Source organism: Sphingobium sp. TB-6 (assembly GCF_012927365.1).
Lineage (GTDB): Bacteria > Pseudomonadota > Alphaproteobacteria > Sphingomonadales > Sphingomonadaceae > Sphingobium.
Genome location: NZ_JABBGL010000007.1, coordinates 32,731 through 51,655, shown reverse-complemented (window position 1 = coordinate 51,655; position 18,925 = coordinate 32,731). Strand labels below are relative to the sequence as shown.

Sequence of the window (18,925 nt, the reverse complement as noted above, 5' to 3'; positions counted from 1 at the left end):
TTACGGGACTAGTGGCGGCGTCGGGTCGCCGTGGGTGGCGATCAGGGCTTCGACGCGGGCGATATCGGCTTCGGTGTCGATGCCGGAGCTGTCGAAGCTGGGCGGGCTGACCGGAACGGTGGTGATGGGGATGCCGAGTTCCAGCAGGCGGAGTTGTTCCAGGCCTTCGAGATTTTCGAGCGTCGTCGGCGGGGTGGATTCGAAGCGGGTCAGCGCGTCGAGCGTATAGCCGTAGAGGCCGACATGGCGCCAGACCGGGGACCGATCCCGGCTTTGCCGAAGGACATGCTCGTCCCGGATCGCCGGGATGATGGTTTTGGAGAACCAGAGGGCGCGGCCGTCGGGGGCACGGGCGCAGGTGGTGCCGCTGAAGGGCGAGCGCGTCTTGTGGTCGCGCAGGGCGTCGAGCGCGGGCCAGTCGAGGGCGATGACCGGAGTGGCGACATCGGCGCCGGATTCCAGCGCGGCGATGACGGCCCGGACCGTGCCTTCGGGCTGAAAGGGGCTGTCGCCCTGGAGGTTGACGATGAAGCGAGGTTGGTTCTCGCATTGGCGGGCAGCGGCGAGGGCGCGGCCGGAGCCGGTGGCGATGGCGCTGTCGGTCATGGCGGCATCGCAGCCTGCGGCGCGGGCGTGGGCGGCTATTTCCTCGTCATCCGTGGCGACCAGCAGTTTCGCGTGAGGGAGACCGGCGGTTGCGGCGCGGGCCATGGCGATGGTCCGGTGCAGCAGCGTGCGGCCTGCGATCAGGCGCAGGGGCTTGCGCGGTAGGCGGGAGGAGCCTGCGCGCGCGGGAATGACGACGAGCGTGGGAGAGGTCATCTCAGGTGGAGCGGCGTTGAGGGGCTGTGCGAAATGGCATGTGAAGAAAAGCAGTCAGGCGGCGGGACCGGGCTGTCGCAAGCCACTTGTCTCGCGCCAGTGCCTTCGCAGGAGCACGGTTGCTCTTGGGGCGAGTGACGAGCGCCTCTCAGGCGACGCCTGCGTGGAGCAGGTCGTGCATATGGACAGCGCCGACCAGCCGATCCTTTTCGCAAACGAAAAGGAGGGTGATATTATGGTCGTGCATCAGCCGCAGGGCTTCGGAGGCCAGTTCTTCCGGGCTGACCGAAACGGGTTCCACCGTCATGTGACGGCCGACCGGCTCGTTCATATGGCGGGTGCCGGTGACGGTGCGGCGCAGGTCGCCATCGGTGAAGGCGCCGATCAGTTCGCCCCTGCCGTTGACGACAGCCGTGCCGCCCAGACGGGCGCGGGTCATTTCGATGGTCGCGTCCAGCAGCGAGGCGTCTTCCTCCACGCGGGGCACGTCGCCGCCCGAGGCCATGAGTTCGCGCACCTTGACGAGTTGCGCGCCCAGCCGGCCATTGGGGTGGAATTTGTGGAAATCGTCCGCCGAAAAACCGCGCATTTCCATCAGCGCGATGGCCAGCGCGTCGCCAAAGGCCATCTGGATCGTGGTGGAGGTCGTCGGCGCCAGCGAATTGGGGCAGGCTTCCTTCACATTGGGCATCAGGATGCAGATGTCCGATGCCGCCGCGACCGTGCTGTGCGACCGCGCGGTCATGCCCAGCAGGGGGATGGCGAAGCGCTTGCAATATTGGATGATAGGGCCAAGTTCGTTGGACTCGCCCGAATGGGACAGCATCAGCACCACGTCGTCCGGCGTCACCATGCCCAGATCGCCATGACCGGCGTCGGCGGGGTGCAGGAAGATGGCGGGCGTGCCGGTGGAGGTCAGCGTCGCCGTCATCTTGCGCGCGACGATGCCGCTCTTGCCCATGCCGGTGACGATCACGCGGCCCCGGACATTCATGATGACGCCGATCAGCCGCAGGAAATTGGCCGAAAATTCCCGATCGGTGAATTGCGCCTCAAGGGCGTTCAGCCCCTCCGCCGCGATGGACAAGGTGCGTCGCGCGGTTTCCGCGATCCGCCCGCCTGAGCCGAATGGCACGATCTTCGTTACTGTCGACACGCGTAAGCCCTTTTTTCCACCATCGACGCCGGTTTTTCCAGACTGACGCCTGGTTCCCAGCTTACGATAGCGGCGACGAACCACCGCCCCACGGTGTTCCGCCCTTACCTCGTTCCGCGACCCGACCGGTTGGAACCAACCGGCACCCGGCTGATGTGGATAGGCGTCTTCCCTTAGAATTGGCAATCTATTTCGCAAGTGCGAATGAAGATTTACGCGCCATTAACGCCACAATGGACCAAAAAGCGATCAATCGCTCAATAAGTTCGGCCGATGGCGGAACCTTTTGCCGCCGGGGCTGTTTTGCGCTGCTTTTTGCGGCGCGCCACCTTCATTCGTGATAGGCGCGATACCAGTCGACGAAACGCGGCACGCCGGTTTCGATGCCGGTGGCCGGCGCGAAGCCGATATCCTGCGCGATGGCGCTGATGTCCGCGAAGGTCGCGGGGACATCGCCCGGCTGCATCGGCTGGAAGTCGATTTCCGCCTTCCGGCCGCAGGCATCCTCCAGAACGGCGATGAGGTGCATCAGCTCTTCGGGGCGGTTGTTGCCGATATTGTAGAGCCGGTGGGGCGAGCGGCTGCCGCCCGCCTTGGGCGCGCCGTCATCCTCCGGCGCATGGTCCAGGCAGCCGATCACGCCGCTGACGATATCGTCGATATAGGTGAAGTCGCGCTGCATCCGGCCATGGTTGAACACCGGGATCGGCTCGCCCGCGAGGATTTTCGAGGTGAAGATCCACATCGCCATGTCGGGGCGGCCCCAGGGGCCGTAGACGGTGAAGAAGCGCAGGCCCGTCATCGGAATGCGGAAGAGATGGGCGTAGGTCTCGCTCATCAGCTCGTCGGCGCGCTTGGTCGCGGCATAGAGCGAGACGGGATGGTCGGCGCGGTCCTCGACCCGGAAGGGCAGCGTGTCGTTGCCGCCATAGACGGAGGAGGAGGAGGCATAGACCAGATGCCGCACCCGCCGTTCCCGCGCCACTTCCAGCATGTTGACGTGGCCCGCCAGGTTGGAGCGGACATAGGCGTGCGGGTTGATCAGCGAATAGCGCACGCCCGCCTGGGCGCCGAGATGGATGATCGCGTCGATGGGATGGTCGTGCAGCGCCGCCTGGAGCGCGTCCATGTCGGCAAAGTCCAGTTCGGCAAAGGTGAACAGGCCGCCATGGCGATCATGCAGGGCGGCGATCCGGTCGCGCTTCAGCGAGACGGGGTAATAGTCGTTCATATTGTCGATGCCGAAGACGGCGCGCCCTTGCGCCAGCAGCCGGTCCGCCACGGCCATGCCGATGAAGCCGGCGGCGCCGGTCACGAGGATTGTCATGCCGCGTTGTTCCTGTCTTTGCTTGGCTCGGTTCTTCACAGACTTTCCGGTGGGGGATGTAAAGGGCTTTCCCCATAAGGGGCGTATCAGTCCCTAAAATTGTTGGGGTTGGGGATGGGAATATTGGGGCCGGTCATGGGTGGAAGGTGGAAGGCGGACGCTTCCTGTTTTGTCATTCCCGCGAAGGCGGGAATCCATCTCCCAGCGTTGCATCAAGCGGTTAGGTCAGGAGATGGATCCCCGCCTTCGCGGGGATGACGAACTTCGAAAATGTCCGGAAATGGCCATGATCCACCCGGATTAGCCTTTCCCTAATCATTGGCGGCTAAGGCCGGGGCCATGGACATGGCTTCCCATCCCGCATTGGCGAATGCGCGCGCCTATGCCCCGGTGCAGCGCGCGCGATGGGCCGCGCTGGCGGACGAGGCGGCGGAGGCCAATGCCTTCTACATGCCCGAAATGCTGTGCGCGGCGCTGGATCATCTGGCGGGCGACAGGATCGTGCGGGTGCTGGAAGCGCAGCGGGGCAGCGATCTGATCGGGCTGATGCCGGTGGTGGTCGCGCCGCGGCATGGGCGATTGCCGGTAAGCTGCGTCACCAACTGGATGCACGACCATATTTTCTTCGGCGCGCCGCTGATTCGGCGGGGCGAGGAAATCGCGGCCTGGCGCAGCCTGTTGGGGCAGTTGGACGACGCGCCATGGGCGCCGGGCTTCCTGCACCTGCGCGGGCTGGATGCGGCGGGCGCCAATGCGGCGGCGCTGGAGGCGTTGTGCGTCGAGCAGCGGCGGGGGCGGCGCGAGGTGCATCGCTACGACCGGGCGATGTTGCGGTCGGATATGGACGCGGATGCCTATTGGGAAGCCAATGTGCGCGCCAAGAAGCGCAAGGAATTGCGGCGCTTGCAGAAGCGGCTGGCGGATATGGGCACGGTCGAGAGCCGGTTGCTGGCCGATGGGGCGGAACTCGCGGCGTGGTGCGGCGAATTTCTGGCGCTGGAGGCTTCGGGCTGGAAGGGGTCGGAAGGGTCGGCATTGGCCTGCAAGGTCGATGATGCGGCTTTCTTCCGCGCAGCCTGCGCGGCGGCGTTCGAGAGCGGACGGCTGCATTTTCTGCGCATGGACCTGGATGGGCGGGCGATCGCGATGCTGGTCAATTTCCGGCATGGCGAAGGCGCCTTTTCCTTCAAGATCGCATTCGACGAGGCTTTGGGCCGCTTTTCGCCGGGGGTGCTGATCGAGATCGCCAATCTGCATGCGGTGCTGGGCGATCCCGGCATCGGCTGGATGGATAGCTGCGCGGCGGCGGATCATCCGATGATCGACAGCCTGTGGGCCGAGCGGCGGACGATTACCCAATATCGCATTGCCTTGCGCGGCGCGGGCCGAAGTGCGGCCTTTGCGCTGGCCAATGGCGTCGAGGCGCTGGGGCGGCGCCTGAAAGGTCAGGATTGAGAGGGCAGCTATGAACGCGGTGTTTTCGGAAGGGGCGCGGGCGGATTTTGCGGCGGCCTATCCTGATCGGGCGGCGCAATTGAGCCATGGGCTGGTGGGGCATGAGCTGCTGACGCTGGAGGCTTTGGCCGGGCTGGCGGAGCGGATGCCTGCCGCTTGCGTGGAGTATAATCTGGGCAAATTGCCGCTGGGCGTGCGGGCGGAGGATACGCCTTCCAACGGGCTGAGCCTGGGCGAGACGATCCGGACGATCGAGACCAACGGCAGTTGGGCGGTGCTGAAGAATGTCGAGCGGGATGCGGATTATGGCGCTTTGCTGGACCGGGCGCTGGGCGAGCTGGCGGTGCTGGTGGAGCGGGAGACCGGGCCGATGCTGCACCGGGAAGCCTTTATCTTCCTGTCCTCGCCGGGGAGCGTGACGCCGTTCCACATGGATCCGGAGCATAATATCCTGCTCCAGATCAGGGGGGAGAAGACCATGACGGTCTTTCCGGCGGGCGACGAGGAATTGGTGCCGGCGGTGCAGAGCGAGGCCTTCCATGCGGGCGGGCATCGCAATCTGGACTGGCGGGAGGGGTTTCGCGACCGGGGCATGGCGGTGACTCTGTTGCCTGGGGATGCCCTTCATGTGCCGGTGAAGGCGCCGCATTTCGTGGAGAACGGGCCGTCCGTCTCGGTCAGCCTGTCCGTCACCTGGCGGTCGGAGCGGAGCGTGGCCGAGGGCGAGTTGCATAGCCTGAACGCGCTATTGCGGCGGCGGAGGTTGCCGACGGCGCGGATCGGCGCGAGGCCGGAGGCGCAGGGGGTGCGGCGGATCGCCTATCGGATCATGCGGAAGCTGGGCGCTTAAGGATTTTGCGGAGGATGGCTTCGGCCTCGAGGCGGGGGCTGAAGCGGTCGATCTGCCACCATTCCAGTGCTTCCTCGCGGGTGGCGAGGCTTTGCTTGTAGCGATCCTTGCCGGCGAGCAGGGAGTAGAGTTTCAGGTTGCGCGCTGCATAATGGCCGACGGCGGCGGCGTGGCAGAGCAGGCCGGGCTTGTCCTTCGCGGTGCGCGGGGCGGCGAAGGCGGACTGGTAGTTCATCGCCGTGCCGTCGTGGAGGAAGTTGAGGAGCAGGCCCACGACTCCCTCCCTATCGGTGAAGCGGAGCAGTTCGACCTTATCGCTGCGGGTGGCGAGCGTCGCGGCGAAGCGGCGAAAGGCCGGGTCGTCCCAGGCATTGTCGGCGTGGCGCCCGGTGTTGAGAGCCTGCATCTCCGCCAGCCATGGCTCGATCTCGGCGGCGCTGGCCTTGGTGATGGTGGGGAGCGCGCCGTCATGATCCTTGATAGCGCGGCGAATCTGGCTGCGGCTGTTGGCGCTGAGCAGCGCGAGATAATCGGAGGCGCGGACGGCTTCGAGGTCGACCTGATAGACGGGGGAGCGGTCGAGGCGGGTCTTGCGACGGGCGGGGATTTCGAGAAGCGGCGAACCGGGCGCGATGCCGCTGAAGCGGAGGGTGCGCCAGTCCTTGCGTTTTTGGAGGGCTTGAAGGGCGGCTTCGGTCGCCTCCCCTTCCCTGCCCTTCGCGATCAGCAGGCCGTTATATTCGATGAAGGGGCGATCGGCGGCGGCATCGCCCGACTGGTTGAGCGACAATGTGGCGGTGGGGCCGAGCAGGCGGGGCTGCATGGCGTGGCCGAACAAGGCGAGCGCGATGTCCTGTCCCTGCGGGTCGGTGAGGGCGAGGAGTTCGGGGCGGACGCCGTAGCTTTCCAGCCAGGCGCCGGTCCACGTCCAGCCGAGGAAGAAGCTGGGGGTTGCGCGGGACTCCAGCGCTTGCCAGCGGGCGGCGAGGATCGCGGGATCGGGGAGGCGGGTGAATTGGGCGGTGAGGGCCATTGCGGCCCTTTTGGCAGAGCCGTGGCGAGGATCAAGGGACTATAATTGGCGGCGCAGGGCGGGATCGACCGAACCGTCGGGGCGGACGCCCGCGCGTTTGAGATCGCGGCCCATGCGGCCGGTCATGAAACGGAACCACATCACGAAATCGGCGCGGAGCGACCAGAGGGGATAGCGGAAGGTCGCGGGGCGGTTATGTTCGATCAGGCTGTGGCCTGCCCAGGCGAAGCCATAGCCCGCCAGCGGCAGCGCGGGAACCATCCACCAGCTTCCCGCGATGGGCAGCGCGGCGAGCAGCAGCACGACCAGGCTGGTGCCCGCATAGTGCATCGCCCGCGTGCCCGCATGGGCATGTTCCTGGAGATAATAGGGCCAGAAGTCCCTGAACGCAGCCTTGCCGTCCATCGCACTCCCCCTCCTCCATCGCCTTTCAGGCTAACGGGAAAGGTGATCGAAGTTAAGATCGATGCGTCAGGCCGTGTGCCGATCGGGGGCGAACAGGAAATAATCATAAGCGGCCCGCGCCGCTTCGGCCATGATGCGGTCGCGCATCTCATGCCCCTTATAGTCCTTCATCACAAAGACCGAAATGACGAATATCCGCCCGTCCGGCAGGGTGATGATGCCCGTATCATTGCCAAGGCCGTTCAGCGTCCCGGTCTTGTGCGCGATGCGCGTGCCGGGGGGCAGCATGGCGCGCAGCCGGGCCTTGCCGGTCTTGCAGCGTTCCATGATCGACAGCATCAGCGCGGTCGTCTGGGGTTTGAGTAATTTGCCGAGGCGGATCGCGGCGAGCAGGTCGTCCATCGCGCGCGGCGTGGCGGTGTCGCGGGGGTCGGCGGTGAAGCCGATATTGGGCATGTCGCGCGCGTCGCGCTGGGCGGCGGAAAGGCCCGACTCCATGGCGGCTTCATCCCCGAAGCTCACGCCGGCCACCTTGGCGCGGGCAAGCAGGTCGCGGGTGTTGCTGTCGACGCGCAGCCCCTTGATCCCGGCGGCATGGACCCAATCGTTCACCGCCTGCGGACCGCCTGCGCGGGCGACGAGGGCGTCGGTCGCCTCATTGTCGCTCAAGGTCAGGCTCATTTCCAGCAGCGTGCGCACCGGCAGCGGACGGCCGAGGCGAAGCAGCGGTTCGTCGAGGCTGAGGCTGCCCGCGTCAAGCAGCGAGAGAATCTTGGCCGCGACCGCCACCTTGTAGGTGCTGGCCATCGGGAACAGCGTGTCGCCATTATAAGCCAGCGTCTCCCCGGTGCCGAGGTCGCGCACGGCGATGCCGACCGTGCCGTCGGTCAGCGTCGAGAAGCGGGCGAATTCGGCCATCAGACGCGATTGCGCGTTATGTTCGACCGGGTTCGCCGTCGGCCCGAAGGCGTCGGCGGTGGGCAAGGGGGCGAGGAAAAGCCCGAGGAAGGCGATCAGCTTGGTACGAAGGCGCAGCATCCTGCTTATTTTCCCGATTCGCCGGTCCAGCGCAAGGGCGGGAAAGAAGGATCGTTGACATCGGTTCACGCCCCGGTTCATCACGCCGGGCCATGAGCGACACTATCAAGCTGGACGAGAGCTGGCGCGCGCCGCTGCGCGGGGAATTCGCAAGCCCCTATATGCAGGGGCTGAAGCGCTTTCTGGAAGAGGAGAAGGCGCAGGGAAAGCGCGTCTTTCCCAAGGGCAGCGAATATTTCCGGGCGCTGGACCTGACGCCGCTCGACAAGGTGAAGGTGGTGGTGCTGGGGCAAGACCCCTATCATGGCGAGGGGCAGGCGCATGGGCTGTGCTTTTCGGTGAAGCCGGGGGTTCGGACTCCGCCGTCGCTGGTCAATATCTACAAGGAATTGCAGAGCGATCTGGGTTTGCGCCCGCCGCGCCACGGCTTTCTGGAGCATTGGGCGGGTCAGGGCGTGCTGCTGCTGAACAGCGTGCTGACGGTGGAGATGGGCAAGGCCGCATCCCACCAGAAACGCGGCTGGGAACAGTTTACCGACGCCATCATCCGGCTGGTCAACCAGAAGGTCGAGCCGGTGGTCTTCCTGCTGTGGGGCGCCTATGCGCAGCGCAAGGCGGAGTTTGTCGACGGGACGCGGCATCTGGTGCTGAAGGCGGCGCACCCCTCCCCCCTTTCAGCGCATAACGGCTTTCTGGGCTGCGGGCATTTTTCGAAGGCCAACGCCTTTCTGGACGAGAAAGGGCGCGGGTCGATCGACTGGGGTCTGCCTGAAACGGTGCCGGTGCCATGAATTTCGACGATCAGTTGCACCGCTATTTCGGGGTGCGGGACGTGGACGCGCTGACGCCCGACGCGCTGGCGGCCGGGATCGAGCATATGCGGGTGGATTTCGGGCTGGAGACTGATGGGCGGCGGCGCTTTGCGCTCTGGTCGCTGATGTTCCTGCTGGGCGATGCGCCCGATCTGGACGAGGCGTTCGCGGACCCGGCCGACCGGGACGCGGCACGGGACTTCATGGAGATGATGGAGCGGGCTGAGGGGGACGGAGACTAAGTCAGTTCCTGCCCGCGCAGGAACACGGTATCTTGCCGAGCATGCGAATCTTCACCATCGGCTATGAGGGCGCGACGCAGGACGAGGTGATCGCGGCGTTGCAGACGGCGGGTGTTACCCTGTTGGCCGATGTGCGGGCGGTGCCTTTGTCGCGGCGGCCGGGTTTTTCCAAGAATATCCTGGCCGCCGGGCTGCGGGAGGCGGGGATCGACTATGTGGGGTTGAAGGCGCTGGGCACGCCCGCCGCCGGGCGCGAGGCGGCGCGCAAGGGCGATCACAAGCGGCTGGCGGAGATTTATGAAGGGCAATTGGCGCTGCCTGAGGCGATGGTGCAGGCGGCGCAACTGATTGAAATGGCGCAGGAGCAGCCGGTGGCTGTGCTCTGTTTCGAGCGGGATGCGGCGGCGTGCCATCGCTCGCTGCTGCTGGATGCGGTGATGCCGGATGCGGAGCGGGTGGATTTGTTGCCCTGACAGAATCTTTGGGCGCAAAACGATTGTATATTGCATTGCAGCAGGGGGTGGCGTTTCATCGCTTCCATGCTGAAGGCCGCGCTCCACCACCTGACGTCCTATCGCTACAGCCGCCCGATCAGGCTTGGGCCGCAGGTGATCCGATTGCGGCCCGCGCCGCACAGCCGGACGAAAATCCCCAACTATGCGTTGAAGATCGAGCCTTCCGGACATTTCCTGAACTGGCAGCAGGACCCGCATGGCAATTGGCTGGCGCGGATCGTCTTTCCCGATCCGGTCGACCATTTTTCGGTCGAGGTCGACCTGCTGGCCGATCTCGACATCATCAATCCCTTCGATTTCTTCGTGGAACCTTATGCGGAGGAGTATCCCTTCGCCTATGACGAACAGCTGAAAACCGACCTTGCTGCCTATTTCGAGCTGGAGGATCAGGGGCCGCTGTTCGAGGCGCTGGTGGAGAGCCATCAGGGTTTCGAGGGGCGGACGATCGATTTTCTGGTCGAGGTGAACCGGCAGCTTCAGCAACGGGTCGGCTATGTGATCCGCATGGAAACCGGCGTGCAGGGGCCGGAGGAGACGCTGGAGATCGGCACCGGATCATGCCGGGATTCAGCCTGGCTGCTGGTGCAATTGCTGCGGCGGCTGGGCTTTGCGGCGCGCTTCGTGTCGGGCTATTCGATCCAGTTGGTGGCGGATGTCGAGCCTTTGGAGGGGCCGAAGGGGGTTTCGCAGGACGTGGTCGACCTGCATGCCTGGGCGGAGGCCTATGTGCCGGGCGCGGGTTGGGTGGCGCTGGATGCGACGTCGGGCATGTTCGCGGGCGAAGGGCATATTCCGCTCTGCGCGACGCCGCATTATCGATCCGCCGCGCCGATCAGCGGCATGGCCGAACCGGCGGAGGTGGATTTCCACTTTTCCATGGGGGTCAGCCGCATTGCCGAAGCGGTGCGGATCACCAAGCCCTTTACCGATGCGCGCTGGGATGCGGTGATGGCGCTGGGGGCGAAGGTCGATGCCGACTTGGCTGCGCAGGATGTTCGCCTCACCACCGGGGGCGAGCCGACTTTTGTGGCGGAAAATGGCGGCGACGAAGGCGAGTGGAATGGCGATGCCGTCGGGCCGACCAAGGCGGGCTATGCCGACCGGCTGATCCGGGGGCTGCGGGAGACGTTCGCGCCGGGCGGGCTGCTGCATCATGGGCAGGGCAAATGGTATCCGGGCGAGAGCCTGCCGCGATGGGCCTATGCGGTATATTGGCGGCAGGATGGGGTGCCGATCTGGCGGGATGCCGGGCTGATCGCCGATGAGGTGGCGGCTGAGGATGCGCGGGCGGTGACGGCAGAGGATGCCGAGGCCTTTATCGCGCATATGGCGGGCGCGATGGGCTTTACGTCCGAGCATATCCAGCCGGTCTATGAAGACCCGGCGGTCTGGGCGGTCAAGGAAGCGGACCTGCCGGTCAACACATCGCCCGACGATCCCAAGATTTCCGATCCCGAAGCCCGCGCAAGAATGGTGCGGGCGTTCGAGCGGGGGCTGGACCAGCCGGTGGGTTTCGTGCTGCCGGTGCAGCGTTGGCAGAGCCAAGTGCCGACGCCGCGTTGGCAGAGCGAGATATGGCAGTTGCGGCGTGGCAGGCTGTTCGCGGTGCCGGGGGATTCGGCGCTGGGCTATCGCTTGCCGCTGGGGTCGCTGCCGCATGTGCCGGAGGCGGCCTTTCCCTATATCCATCCCCGCGATCCGAGCGAGCCGCGTGGACCTTTGCCGGATTTCCGCGCCACGCTGGATGAGGTTCATGCCCAGCCGGTGCAGCGGGTGCCGGATGCGCCGGGCGGGACTGTCGCGCAGGAGCGGGTCGAGCAGTTCCATATCGAAGGGGCGGTGCGCACCGCCGTGACGGTGGAGCCGCGCGGGCATTTCCTGTCGATCTTCCTGCCGCCGGTGGAGGCGCTGGAGGATTATCTGGAACTGGTGGCGGAAATCGAGGGCGCGACGGAAGCGATGCGGATTCCGGTGCGGATCGAGGGCTATGCGCCGCCGCCCGACCCGCGATTGCAGGTGCTCAAGGCCACGCCCGATCCGGGCGTGATCGAGGTGAATGTGCAGCCCGCCGCGAGTTGGGACGAGACGGTGGCGATCACCGAGCGGCTCTATGCGCTGGCGCGGACCTGCGATCTGACCGCCGACAAGTTCATGGTCGACGGGCGATCCGTGGGCACCGGGGGCGGCAATCATATCGTGCTGGGCGGGCCGAGCCTCATCGACTCGCCCTTCATCCGGCGGCCCGATCTGCTGAAAAGCTTTGTGCTGTACTGGCAGCGGCATCCTTCCCTCTCCTATCTGTTTTCGGGGCTGTGCATCGGGCCGACCAGTCAGGCGCCGCGCATCGATGAGGCGCGGCATGACGGGCTTTATGAGCTGGAGATTGCGCTGGCGCAGGTGCCTGCTCCGGGCGAGGGTGATGCGCCGCCGCCCTGGCTCGTCGACCGGCTGTTCCGCAATCTGCTGGTCGATGTGACGGGCAATACCCACCGCACCGAAATCTGCATCGACAAGATGTTCTCGCCCGATGGGCCGACCGGGCGGCTGGGCTTGTTGGAGTTTCGCGGCTTTGAAATGCCGCCGGAGCCGAAGATGAGTCTGGCGCAGCAATTGCTGTTGCGGGCGCTGACGGCGTGGTTCTGGCGCCAGCCGCAGCAGGGCAATCTGGTGCGCTGGGGGACGGCGCTGCACGACCGCTTCATGCTGCCGCATTTCGTCTGGGCGGATTTTCTAGAGGTTTTGGGCGACCTGCGCGGGGCGGGGTACGACTTCGATGCCAACTGGTTCGAGGCGCAGAAGCAGTTCCGCTTCCCGATCCATGGCGCAGTCGATGCGGGCGGCGTCGGGCTGGAGATCGCCCACGCGCTGGAGCCGTGGAACGTGCTGGGCGAGACGGGCGCGATCGGCGGCACGGTACGCTATGTCGACAGCTCGACCGAGCGGTTGCAGGTGCGGGCGACGGGCCTGATCGCCGGGCGGCATGTCGTCGCCTGCAACGGGCGGCGCGTGCCGATGACGCCGACCGCCGTGCCGGGCGAAGCGGTGGGCGGCGTGCGTTATAAGGCCTGGGCGCCGGCGGCCTGTCTGCACCCGGCCCTGCCGGTCAATGCGCCACTGACCTTCGACGTGCTGGATAGCTGGAGCGGGCGGTCGCTGGGCGGCTGCGTCTATCATGTCGCGCATCCGGGCGGGCGCCATTACGACACGCTGCCGATCAACGCCTATGAGGCCGAGGCGCGGCGCAAGGCGCGGTTCCAGGATCATGGCCATACGCCCGGCCCGGTCGACATGCCGCCCGCCGAGGCTCCGAGCGAGTTTCCGATGACGCTGGACCTGCGTTTCCGGCATCCATGAGCATGGCGGACGCCCTTCCTGTAGACGCGGCGGGCTGGGCCGAGACCTATCTGGCGGGAGCGCCGAAGGGCGATCTGTTCGCCGGAGCCAGCAAGGAGATGGCGGGCCATTGGCGGGCCATGCTGGAGCGGCTGTCGGTTCAGGCGCAGGGCGATCCGGCGGTGCTGGCGGGCAATGTCGAGCGGCAGGCGGTCGATCTGGGGCTTGCCTTCCGCCTGACCGGGGATCAGCAGGAACGGCCCTGGCCGCTCAGCCCCGTTCCGCTGCTGATCGGCGCGCAGGAATGGACACATATCGAGCAAGGCCTGGTCCAGCGGGCGCAGTTGCTGGAGCGCGTCATCAGCGACATATACAGCACGCAATCGCTGGTCCGGGACGGCAAGCTGCCCGCCAGCGTCATCACCGGCAGCCCGCATCATTGGCGGGTGATGACCGGCGCGCCGCCGCCCCATGGCCATTTCATCCATTTCTACGCCGCCGATCTGGCGCGGGGGCCGGATGGCGAATGGCGCGTGCTGGCGGACCGGGTGCGCACGCCGGTGGGCGTGGGCTATGCGCTGGAGAACCGGCTGGCCTTGTCGCGGGCGACCGGGGATTTGCTGGGCGCGCTCAATGTGCGGCGGCTGGCGCCTTTTCTAAGCGATTTGCGGCGCGGGCTGGCGGCCGATTGCGAGCGGAGCGATCCGCGCATCGGCCTGCTGTCGCCGGGACGGTTCAACCAGAGCTATGCCGAGCAGGCGCATCTGGCGCGCTATCTGGGCCTGTTGCTGGTCGAGGGCGAGGATCTGATCGTGTCCGACGGGCAATTGTTCGTGCGCACGATCCAGGGATTGAAGCGGGTCGATGGGCTGTGGCGCTGGATGGACAGCCGCTTCATCGATCCGCTGGCGTTCGACGCGGAATCGCGCATCGGCGTGCCGGACCTGTTCGACGCCTGCGTGAAGGGCGGGCTGATGCTGGCCAACTGGCCGGGCGTGGGCGTGATCGAATCGCGGGCCATGGCGGCCTTCCTGCCGGGGCTGGCGCGGGAGGTGCTGGGGGCGGACCTCATCCTGCCCAATATCGCGACCTGGTGGTGCGGGCAGAGCGCGGAGCGGGCGCATGTCGCGGACGCGATGGACGAGCTGGTGGTGGGATCGGCCTTCGACCGCGATGTGGCCGGGCTGACGGGCACGCGCTTCCTGCCCGGATCGGCCATGGATGCGGCGCAGCGGGCGGCCTTGCTCGACGCCATGGCGCGGCGGCCGATGGACTATGTGGGACAGGAGGTGGTGCGGCTGTCGACCACGCCTGCGATCGTGGACGGAAAGCTGACCCCCCTGCCCTTTACCCTGCGCGTGTTCGTGGCGCGGGACGAGCTGGGGCAATGGCGGATCATGCCGGGCGCCTTCACCCGGCTGGCGGCGCATGGCGACATTCGCGCCGCGCTGATGGGCGAGGGCGACCTGTCAGCGGACATGTGCGTGCTGGACGGCAAGCCGGTGCCGCAGGACGGGCTGTCGGCGGTGGCCGCAGCGCCCGCGATCCGGCGCGTGGGCGGGATGCTGCCCGCCAAGGCGGCGGACAATCTCTATTGGCTAGGGCGCTATATCGAGCGCACGGAGATGACGGCGCGGGTGATCCGGTCGATCGTCGGCGGGTCGATCGAGGCCGATCTGGGACCGGCCGTCGGATCGCCCACCATGGATCGGCTGATGGGGCAGCTTGCCCTTTGGGGGGCCATTCCCGACGCGGCGGGGGCGGTCGGGCCGCTTTGCGCGCAGGCGTTGGGCGACGGCGTGCAGCCGGGCAGCGTGCGGGCGTTGCTGGCGGCGGTGGCGGGGATTGGCGAAGGGCTGCGCGACCGGCTGGCAGTGGATTATTGGCGGCTGGTGCGCCTGCCCCTGCCCGATTTCGACGGCGGGGTGACGGAGACTTTGCTGGAAGCCTCTTCCCGCATGATCGAGCGGATTTCGGCGCTTTCCGGGTTGGCGGCGGAGAATATGGGGCGGACCGAAGGGTGGCGTTTCCACGACATGGGGCGGCGGATGGAGCGGGCGATCAACGGCTGCCGCCTGGCCATGCTGTTCGGGGCCGACTGGGCGTCGGCGGATGATCTGACCGTGCTGCTGGATTTGAACGACAGCCAGATCAGCTATCGCAACCGCTATCTCGCCGGGCCTGCGCTGGCGCCGGTGCGCGATCTGGTGGCGCTGGAACCGCAAAATCCGCGCTCGATCGTCTATCAGGTGCAGAGGTTGGCGGAGCATGTCGCGGCGCTGCCCGCGCTGCATGGCGACGGCATGCCGGAGGAACCGCAGCGGCTGGCGGCGATGCTGGCGGCGCGGTTGGTGCCGCTGACCGGGGATGCATTGGGCATGGCCGATCTGGCCGACACGGAGAGCCGGCTGCTCGGTCTTTCGGATGCCATCGGGCAGCGCTATTTCCTGCAACGGCGCAAGGAAAAGAATGAGGGCGTCAGCCTGCTGTCATGATCTACCACATCCGGCATCAGACCATCGTGCATTATGATGCGCCGGTGCAGTTGGCGCGCTTCAACCTGCGGCTTCGGCCCGCGCCATGGCCGGGGCAGTGGACGTCGGATTATCATCTGGCGGTCGATCCCGCGCCCGCTTCCATCGAATCGCGACCGGGGGCGTGGCCGGTGAATGTCGCCCGGCTGGAGATCGACAGTCCGTTGCGCCGGATCAGCATCGAAAGCAGCTTCCGTGCCGGGGTGCAGGGCGGCCCGCCCATCGAACCGCAAGAGGATGATCCAACCGTCGGCGCGGTGGCGGAGGCGGCTTTGGCGGCGCGGGACATGGGGCCGGCGGGGCCGGCGCATTATCTCTACGCCTCGCCGCGTGTGCCATTGGCGGCGGAGATCGGGGCTTGGGCGGGGGATTTGCTTGCGCCCGGGCGGCCGATTGTGGGGGCGGCGCTGGAACTGGCGCAGCGGATCAAGGGCGCGTTCGCCTATGTGAGCGGGGCGACCGATGCGGCGACGCCAGTGGCGGAGGCCTTTGCGGCGCGCCATGGGGTGTGTCAGGACTTTGCCCATGTGATGGTGGCGGCGCTGCGCTGGTTCGGGCTGCCTGCCGCCTATGTGAGCGGTTATTTGCGCACCGATCCGCCGCCGGGCATGGCGCGGCTGGTCGGCGCGGACGCGATGCACGCCTGGGTGATGCTGTGGTGCGGGCCGACGCGGGGGTGGATCGGCTTCGATCCGACCAATGGGGTGATAACCGGGGACGGGCATTTGTTCGTCGCCATGGGGCGGGACTATGCCGACGTCGCGCCGATGGATGGGCTGTTCGTGGGCGGCTCCGGGCAGAATGTCCAGGTGATGGTGGACGTCATGCCGGAGGAGGAGCGGGTTTAGAGGCTCGCACCACGTGCTCCTGCGAAGGCAGGAGCACCGGAACCTATTTGCTACTCGAAATCATAGCCCACTTTCAGCCCGAAAAATTGCGGCTTGGTCGGGTAGGTCCGGGCATAGGCGCCGCAGATTTCCGTGGCGCAGATGGTGTTCTTGCCCAGCGCGCCATGGCTGTTGAAGGCGTTCTGGATGAACGCCTCTATCCGCCAGCTATCCCAATGGGTGCCGATCGAGAAATCGGCGGTGGTGAAGGGTTTGGTCGGCCCGACCGCCGCATAGTCCGCGTCGGTCAGGAAGGTGCGCGTGCCGCCCTGATGCGACACCGATCCCTGCACGAAGGCCGTCATCGCGCCGAGCGGCCATTCATAGCGCGCCGTGGCCGAACCCTTGAAGCGCGGCATAATCGGCAAGCGCGTGCCCTTGGCCGCGGCGGGCGGGACGCCGGGGTTGCAGACGATATTCTTCGTCACCGGATCGACTTCGCAGAAATCGCTGGTGAGCTGCGCGTCGACATAGGTGGCGCTGGCCGACAGGCTGAGGCCGCCGAAGCGGGCCGACAGGTCGCCCTCCACGCCATAGATGCGCGCGTTGCCGGCATTATAGGTGTTGGTGACGCCATTCTGACCCACCGGCACCAGCCCGAACTGGAGGTCGCGCCATTTCTGGTAGAAGGCGGCGCCGTTGAAGGTGAAGCGCCCGAAACGGCTTTTCCAGCCCAGTTCGAAATTGTCGAGCTTGTCCGATTTGAACGGATTGACCCCTGGCCGCCGGTTGTTGCCGCCCGGCCGGTAGCCGCGCGAAACGGTGCCGTAGAGCATGATGTCGCTCGACACCTGCCATTTGATGCCGCCGCGCCAGATGACGCCCGATTCCACCTGCTTCTTGTGCACATTGGCGCAGGGGACGTCGGGTAGGCTGGTGGGGAAACAATTGGCCGGATCGAGATTGCTGGCGCTGTTGGTGCCGGAAAAGCCGTAGATGGTGTTGTGGGCCACATAGCCGCGAACGCCCGCGATCAGCGTGACATTGGGCACAATGTCATATTCGCCCTGCGTGAACATCGCATAGTCGCGGTCCTTGCGCTTGACGCGGGTGAGGAACACGGTGTCGCTGGTGCCGAAGGGAGTGAGCCAGATCGGCGTCGGGATCGAACCGATGCCGACCGTCTGATAGTCGGCCCCGATCTTGTCGGTCTGGACTTGCAGGAACATGCCCGCGGCCAGCCGGAACGGCTTGTCGGTGGGCGAGTTCACGCGCAATTCCTGCGTGTGCTTGGTATATTTGTCGAACTGGTGCGCGGTTTGCGTCGGGTCGATGGGATGGCCGTTGGCGTCCGGGAAAAAGGTGGTGAAGCCCGGCTGCGTCACGCCGTTATCGTCGACATAGGTGTAGCTGTCGTAAGCGACCGAATAATAGGAATAATCGGCTATATTATCGACCTTGCGCTCGAAATAGCCGCCCGAATAGGTGATGTCCCAGTCGCTGAGCTTGCCCTGGATGGTCAACGCAGCCTGCCACCAGCGGTCCTTGTTGCGGCTGGGCAGATAGTCGGTGACGTTCAGATAGCCCTTGGTCGGATCGTAGAAGAAGCCGCCATGGGCGATCTGGCTCTGATAGAGAAATTGCGGCGTGACCGTCCAATTGTCGTCCAGGTCGACGCGCAGCGCGGCGCGGCCGCCCCAGGTTTCGACGTCGTTATAGTCGTTTTCGACCAGCGCGTTGTTGTTGACGGTGAGGTTGGTGCTGGGGTCGTTATCGTCCAGCGTGAAGGTGCGCGTGCCGGGGATATTGTCGATATAGCCGCCGGCCCGGTCATAGAAGCCGACGACGCGCAGCGCGGCATTGTCGCTGATCGGCAGGTTGATATAGCCTTCCGCCGATCCGCCGAAATCGCCCTTGCTGAACTTGTTGACTTGCAGGTCGATGCTGCCGGTCGTCTTGCCCAGTTCCGGACGGTTGGTGATGATGCGCAGCGTGCCCGACAGCGAACTGGCGCCGAACAGCGTGCCCTGCGGCCCGGCCAGCGCCTCGATCCGCGCGACGTCATAGAGATGGACGTCGACCATGCCGCCGATGGTCGTGACCGGGATTTCGTCGACATAGGTGCTGCTGGTCGGCAGCGGGCCGATATGCAGAGGCGGGCCGCCCGATCCGGTGGCTACGCCGCGGAAGAAGACCTGCGCCTGGCTGGGGCCGAAGGACTGGATGGAGACGCTGGGCAGCAGCTTGGCATAATCGTCCAGCGCCTTGGCATTGGCCTGTTCCAGCTTGGCCTGGCCGAGCGCGTTGATGCTGATCGGCACATCCTGCAACCGTTCCTCGCGGCGCTGGGCGGTGACGACGATCACGTCGCTGTAGGCGGGCGGCGCGGCCTGTTGCGCCGGTTCCTGCGCGAGAGCCGGAAAGACCAGCGCGCTGGTCACCAGCAATGCGGACGAAAACTCCATCAAGCGTAAGCGACCTGACATCGGCTACCTCCCCTCAGGTGCACGAGTTTCTGCGGGAAATTGTCATCAACTGCCGGAAGCGCGCAATGGAAAATCGTTGCGTCCCGACAA

The 18,925-nt window shown here is 66.0% G+C and carries 15 protein-coding genes; 8 read left to right on the top strand and 7 right to left on the bottom strand.

Annotated features, from left to right (window positions below):
• From kdsB to HHL26_RS11410, 3 genes are all read right to left on the bottom strand, one after another.
• Complete coding sequence (gene kdsB, locus HHL26_RS11420; protein ID WP_066554570.1) at window positions 1-822, bottom strand: 3-deoxy-manno-octulosonate cytidylyltransferase; 822 nt, start codon at window positions 820-822, stop codon at window positions 1-3.
• A gap of 148 nt (window positions 823-970) precedes the next feature.
• Window positions 971-1,978 carry a KpsF/GutQ family sugar-phosphate isomerase gene (locus HHL26_RS11415; RefSeq protein ID WP_066554567.1) on the bottom strand — a complete coding sequence of 336 codons (1,008 nt, stop codon included), beginning with the start codon at window positions 1,976-1,978 and terminating at the stop codon, window positions 971-973.
• 331 nt (window positions 1,979-2,309) lie between these two features.
• Window positions 2,310-3,305 (bottom strand): NAD-dependent epimerase/dehydratase family protein, encoded by a 996-nt coding sequence (locus tag HHL26_RS11410; RefSeq protein WP_066561387.1) that lies wholly within the window; start codon window positions 3,303-3,305, stop codon window positions 2,310-2,312.
• Between the two features lie 339 nt (window positions 3,306-3,644).
• On the opposite strand from HHL26_RS11410, the gene HHL26_RS11405 reads away from it, so the two are divergent.
• Entirely contained in the window at window positions 3,645-4,760 is a 1,116-nt protein-coding gene (locus HHL26_RS11405) for a GNAT family N-acetyltransferase (protein WP_066554564.1), read from the top strand.
• A 10-nt stretch (window positions 4,761-4,770) separates the two neighbouring features.
• The gene (locus HHL26_RS11400; RefSeq protein WP_066554562.1) at window positions 4,771-5,610 is read left to right on the top strand and encodes a cupin-like domain-containing protein; all 840 of its coding nucleotides are present in this window, start codon (window positions 4,771-4,773) and stop codon (window positions 5,608-5,610) included.
• Here HHL26_RS11400 and HHL26_RS11395 read toward each other — a convergent pair.
• From HHL26_RS11395 to HHL26_RS11385, 3 genes are all read right to left on the bottom strand, one after another.
• Window positions 5,588-6,643 (bottom strand): GNAT family N-acetyltransferase, encoded by a 1,056-nt coding sequence (locus HHL26_RS11395; RefSeq protein ID WP_169576115.1) that lies wholly within the window; start codon window positions 6,641-6,643, stop codon window positions 5,588-5,590. The two genes, HHL26_RS11400 and HHL26_RS11395, sit on opposite strands and share 23 nt — an antisense overlap.
• Before the next feature lie 39 nt (window positions 6,644-6,682).
• Window positions 6,683-7,048, bottom strand: a complete 366-nt coding sequence (locus tag HHL26_RS11390; RefSeq protein ID WP_066554557.1) for a DUF962 domain-containing protein — start codon at window positions 7,046-7,048, stop codon at window positions 6,683-6,685.
• A gap of 66 nt (window positions 7,049-7,114) precedes the next feature.
• The gene (locus HHL26_RS11385; RefSeq protein WP_066554555.1) at window positions 7,115-8,086 is read right to left on the bottom strand and encodes a serine hydrolase; all 972 of its coding nucleotides are present in this window, start codon (window positions 8,084-8,086) and stop codon (window positions 7,115-7,117) included.
• A gap of 92 nt (window positions 8,087-8,178) precedes the next feature.
• Between HHL26_RS11385 and ung the strand changes: the two genes are divergently transcribed.
• The 6 genes from ung to HHL26_RS11355 all read left to right on the top strand — a co-directional run bounded on the left by ung (window position 8,179) and on the right by HHL26_RS11355 (window position 16,370).
• Window positions 8,179-8,877, top strand: a complete 699-nt coding sequence (gene ung, locus HHL26_RS11380) for a uracil-DNA glycosylase (RefSeq protein WP_066554554.1) — start codon at window positions 8,179-8,181, stop codon at window positions 8,875-8,877.
• Entirely contained in the window at window positions 8,874-9,140 is a 267-nt protein-coding gene (locus HHL26_RS11375; protein ID WP_066554552.1) for a hypothetical protein, read from the top strand. Before ung ends, HHL26_RS11375 begins: the two co-directional genes overlap by 4 nt.
• Before the next feature lie 41 nt (window positions 9,141-9,181).
• The gene (locus HHL26_RS11370; protein WP_066554550.1) at window positions 9,182-9,613 is read left to right on the top strand and encodes a DUF488 domain-containing protein; all 432 of its coding nucleotides are present in this window, start codon (window positions 9,182-9,184) and stop codon (window positions 9,611-9,613) included.
• A gap of 66 nt (window positions 9,614-9,679) precedes the next feature.
• Entirely contained in the window at window positions 9,680-13,009 is a 3,330-nt protein-coding gene (locus HHL26_RS11365) for a transglutaminase family protein (protein ID WP_169576114.1), read from the top strand.
• Entirely contained in the window at window positions 13,006-15,483 is a 2,478-nt protein-coding gene (locus HHL26_RS11360; RefSeq protein ID WP_066554545.1) for a circularly permuted type 2 ATP-grasp protein, read from the top strand. The genes HHL26_RS11365 and HHL26_RS11360 overlap by 4 nt, the downstream gene beginning before the upstream one ends.
• Window positions 15,480-16,370, top strand: coding sequence for a transglutaminase family protein (locus HHL26_RS11355; protein WP_066554543.1), 891 nt, complete (start codon window positions 15,480-15,482; stop codon window positions 16,368-16,370). The genes HHL26_RS11360 and HHL26_RS11355 overlap by 4 nt, the downstream gene beginning before the upstream one ends.
• 50 nt (window positions 16,371-16,420) lie before the next feature.
• On the opposite strand, the gene HHL26_RS11350 is transcribed toward HHL26_RS11355, so the two are convergent.
• Entirely contained in the window at window positions 16,421-18,835 is a 2,415-nt protein-coding gene (locus HHL26_RS11350) for a TonB-dependent receptor (protein ID WP_066554538.1), read from the bottom strand.
• Window positions 18,836-18,925: the final 90 nt, after the last annotated feature.

Coding starts and splice junctions, on each gene's coding strand:
- kdsB (WP_066554570.1), bottom strand. CDS start 822: ATGACCTCTCCCACGCTCGTCGTCATTCCCGCGCGCGCAGGCTCCTCC.
- HHL26_RS11410 (WP_066561387.1), bottom strand. CDS start 3,305: ATGACAATCCTCGTGACCGGCGCCGCCGGCTTCATCGGCATGGCCGTG.
- HHL26_RS11405 (WP_066554564.1), top strand. CDS start 3,645: ATGGACATGGCTTCCCATCCCGCATTGGCGAATGCGCGCGCCTATGCC.
- HHL26_RS11400 (WP_066554562.1), top strand. CDS start 4,771: ATGAACGCGGTGTTTTCGGAAGGGGCGCGGGCGGATTTTGCGGCGGCC.
- HHL26_RS11395 (WP_169576115.1), bottom strand. CDS start 6,643: ATGGCCCTCACCGCCCAATTCACCCGCCTCCCCGATCCCGCGATCCTC.
- HHL26_RS11390 (WP_066554557.1), bottom strand. CDS start 7,048: ATGGACGGCAAGGCTGCGTTCAGGGACTTCTGGCCCTATTATCTCCAG.
- HHL26_RS11385 (WP_066554555.1), bottom strand. CDS start 8,086: ATGCTGCGCCTTCGTACCAAGCTGATCGCCTTCCTCGGGCTTTTCCTC.
- ung (WP_066554554.1), top strand. CDS start 8,179: ATGAGCGACACTATCAAGCTGGACGAGAGCTGGCGCGCGCCGCTGCGC.
- HHL26_RS11375 (WP_066554552.1), top strand. CDS start 8,874: ATGAATTTCGACGATCAGTTGCACCGCTATTTCGGGGTGCGGGACGTG.
- HHL26_RS11370 (WP_066554550.1), top strand. CDS start 9,182: ATGCGAATCTTCACCATCGGCTATGAGGGCGCGACGCAGGACGAGGTG.
- HHL26_RS11365 (WP_169576114.1), top strand. CDS start 9,680: ATGCTGAAGGCCGCGCTCCACCACCTGACGTCCTATCGCTACAGCCGC.
- HHL26_RS11360 (WP_066554545.1), top strand. CDS start 13,006: ATGAGCATGGCGGACGCCCTTCCTGTAGACGCGGCGGGCTGGGCCGAG.
- HHL26_RS11355 (WP_066554543.1), top strand. CDS start 15,480: ATGATCTACCACATCCGGCATCAGACCATCGTGCATTATGATGCGCCG.
- HHL26_RS11350 (WP_066554538.1), bottom strand. CDS start 18,835: ATGTCAGGTCGCTTACGCTTGATGGAGTTTTCGTCCGCATTGCTGGTG.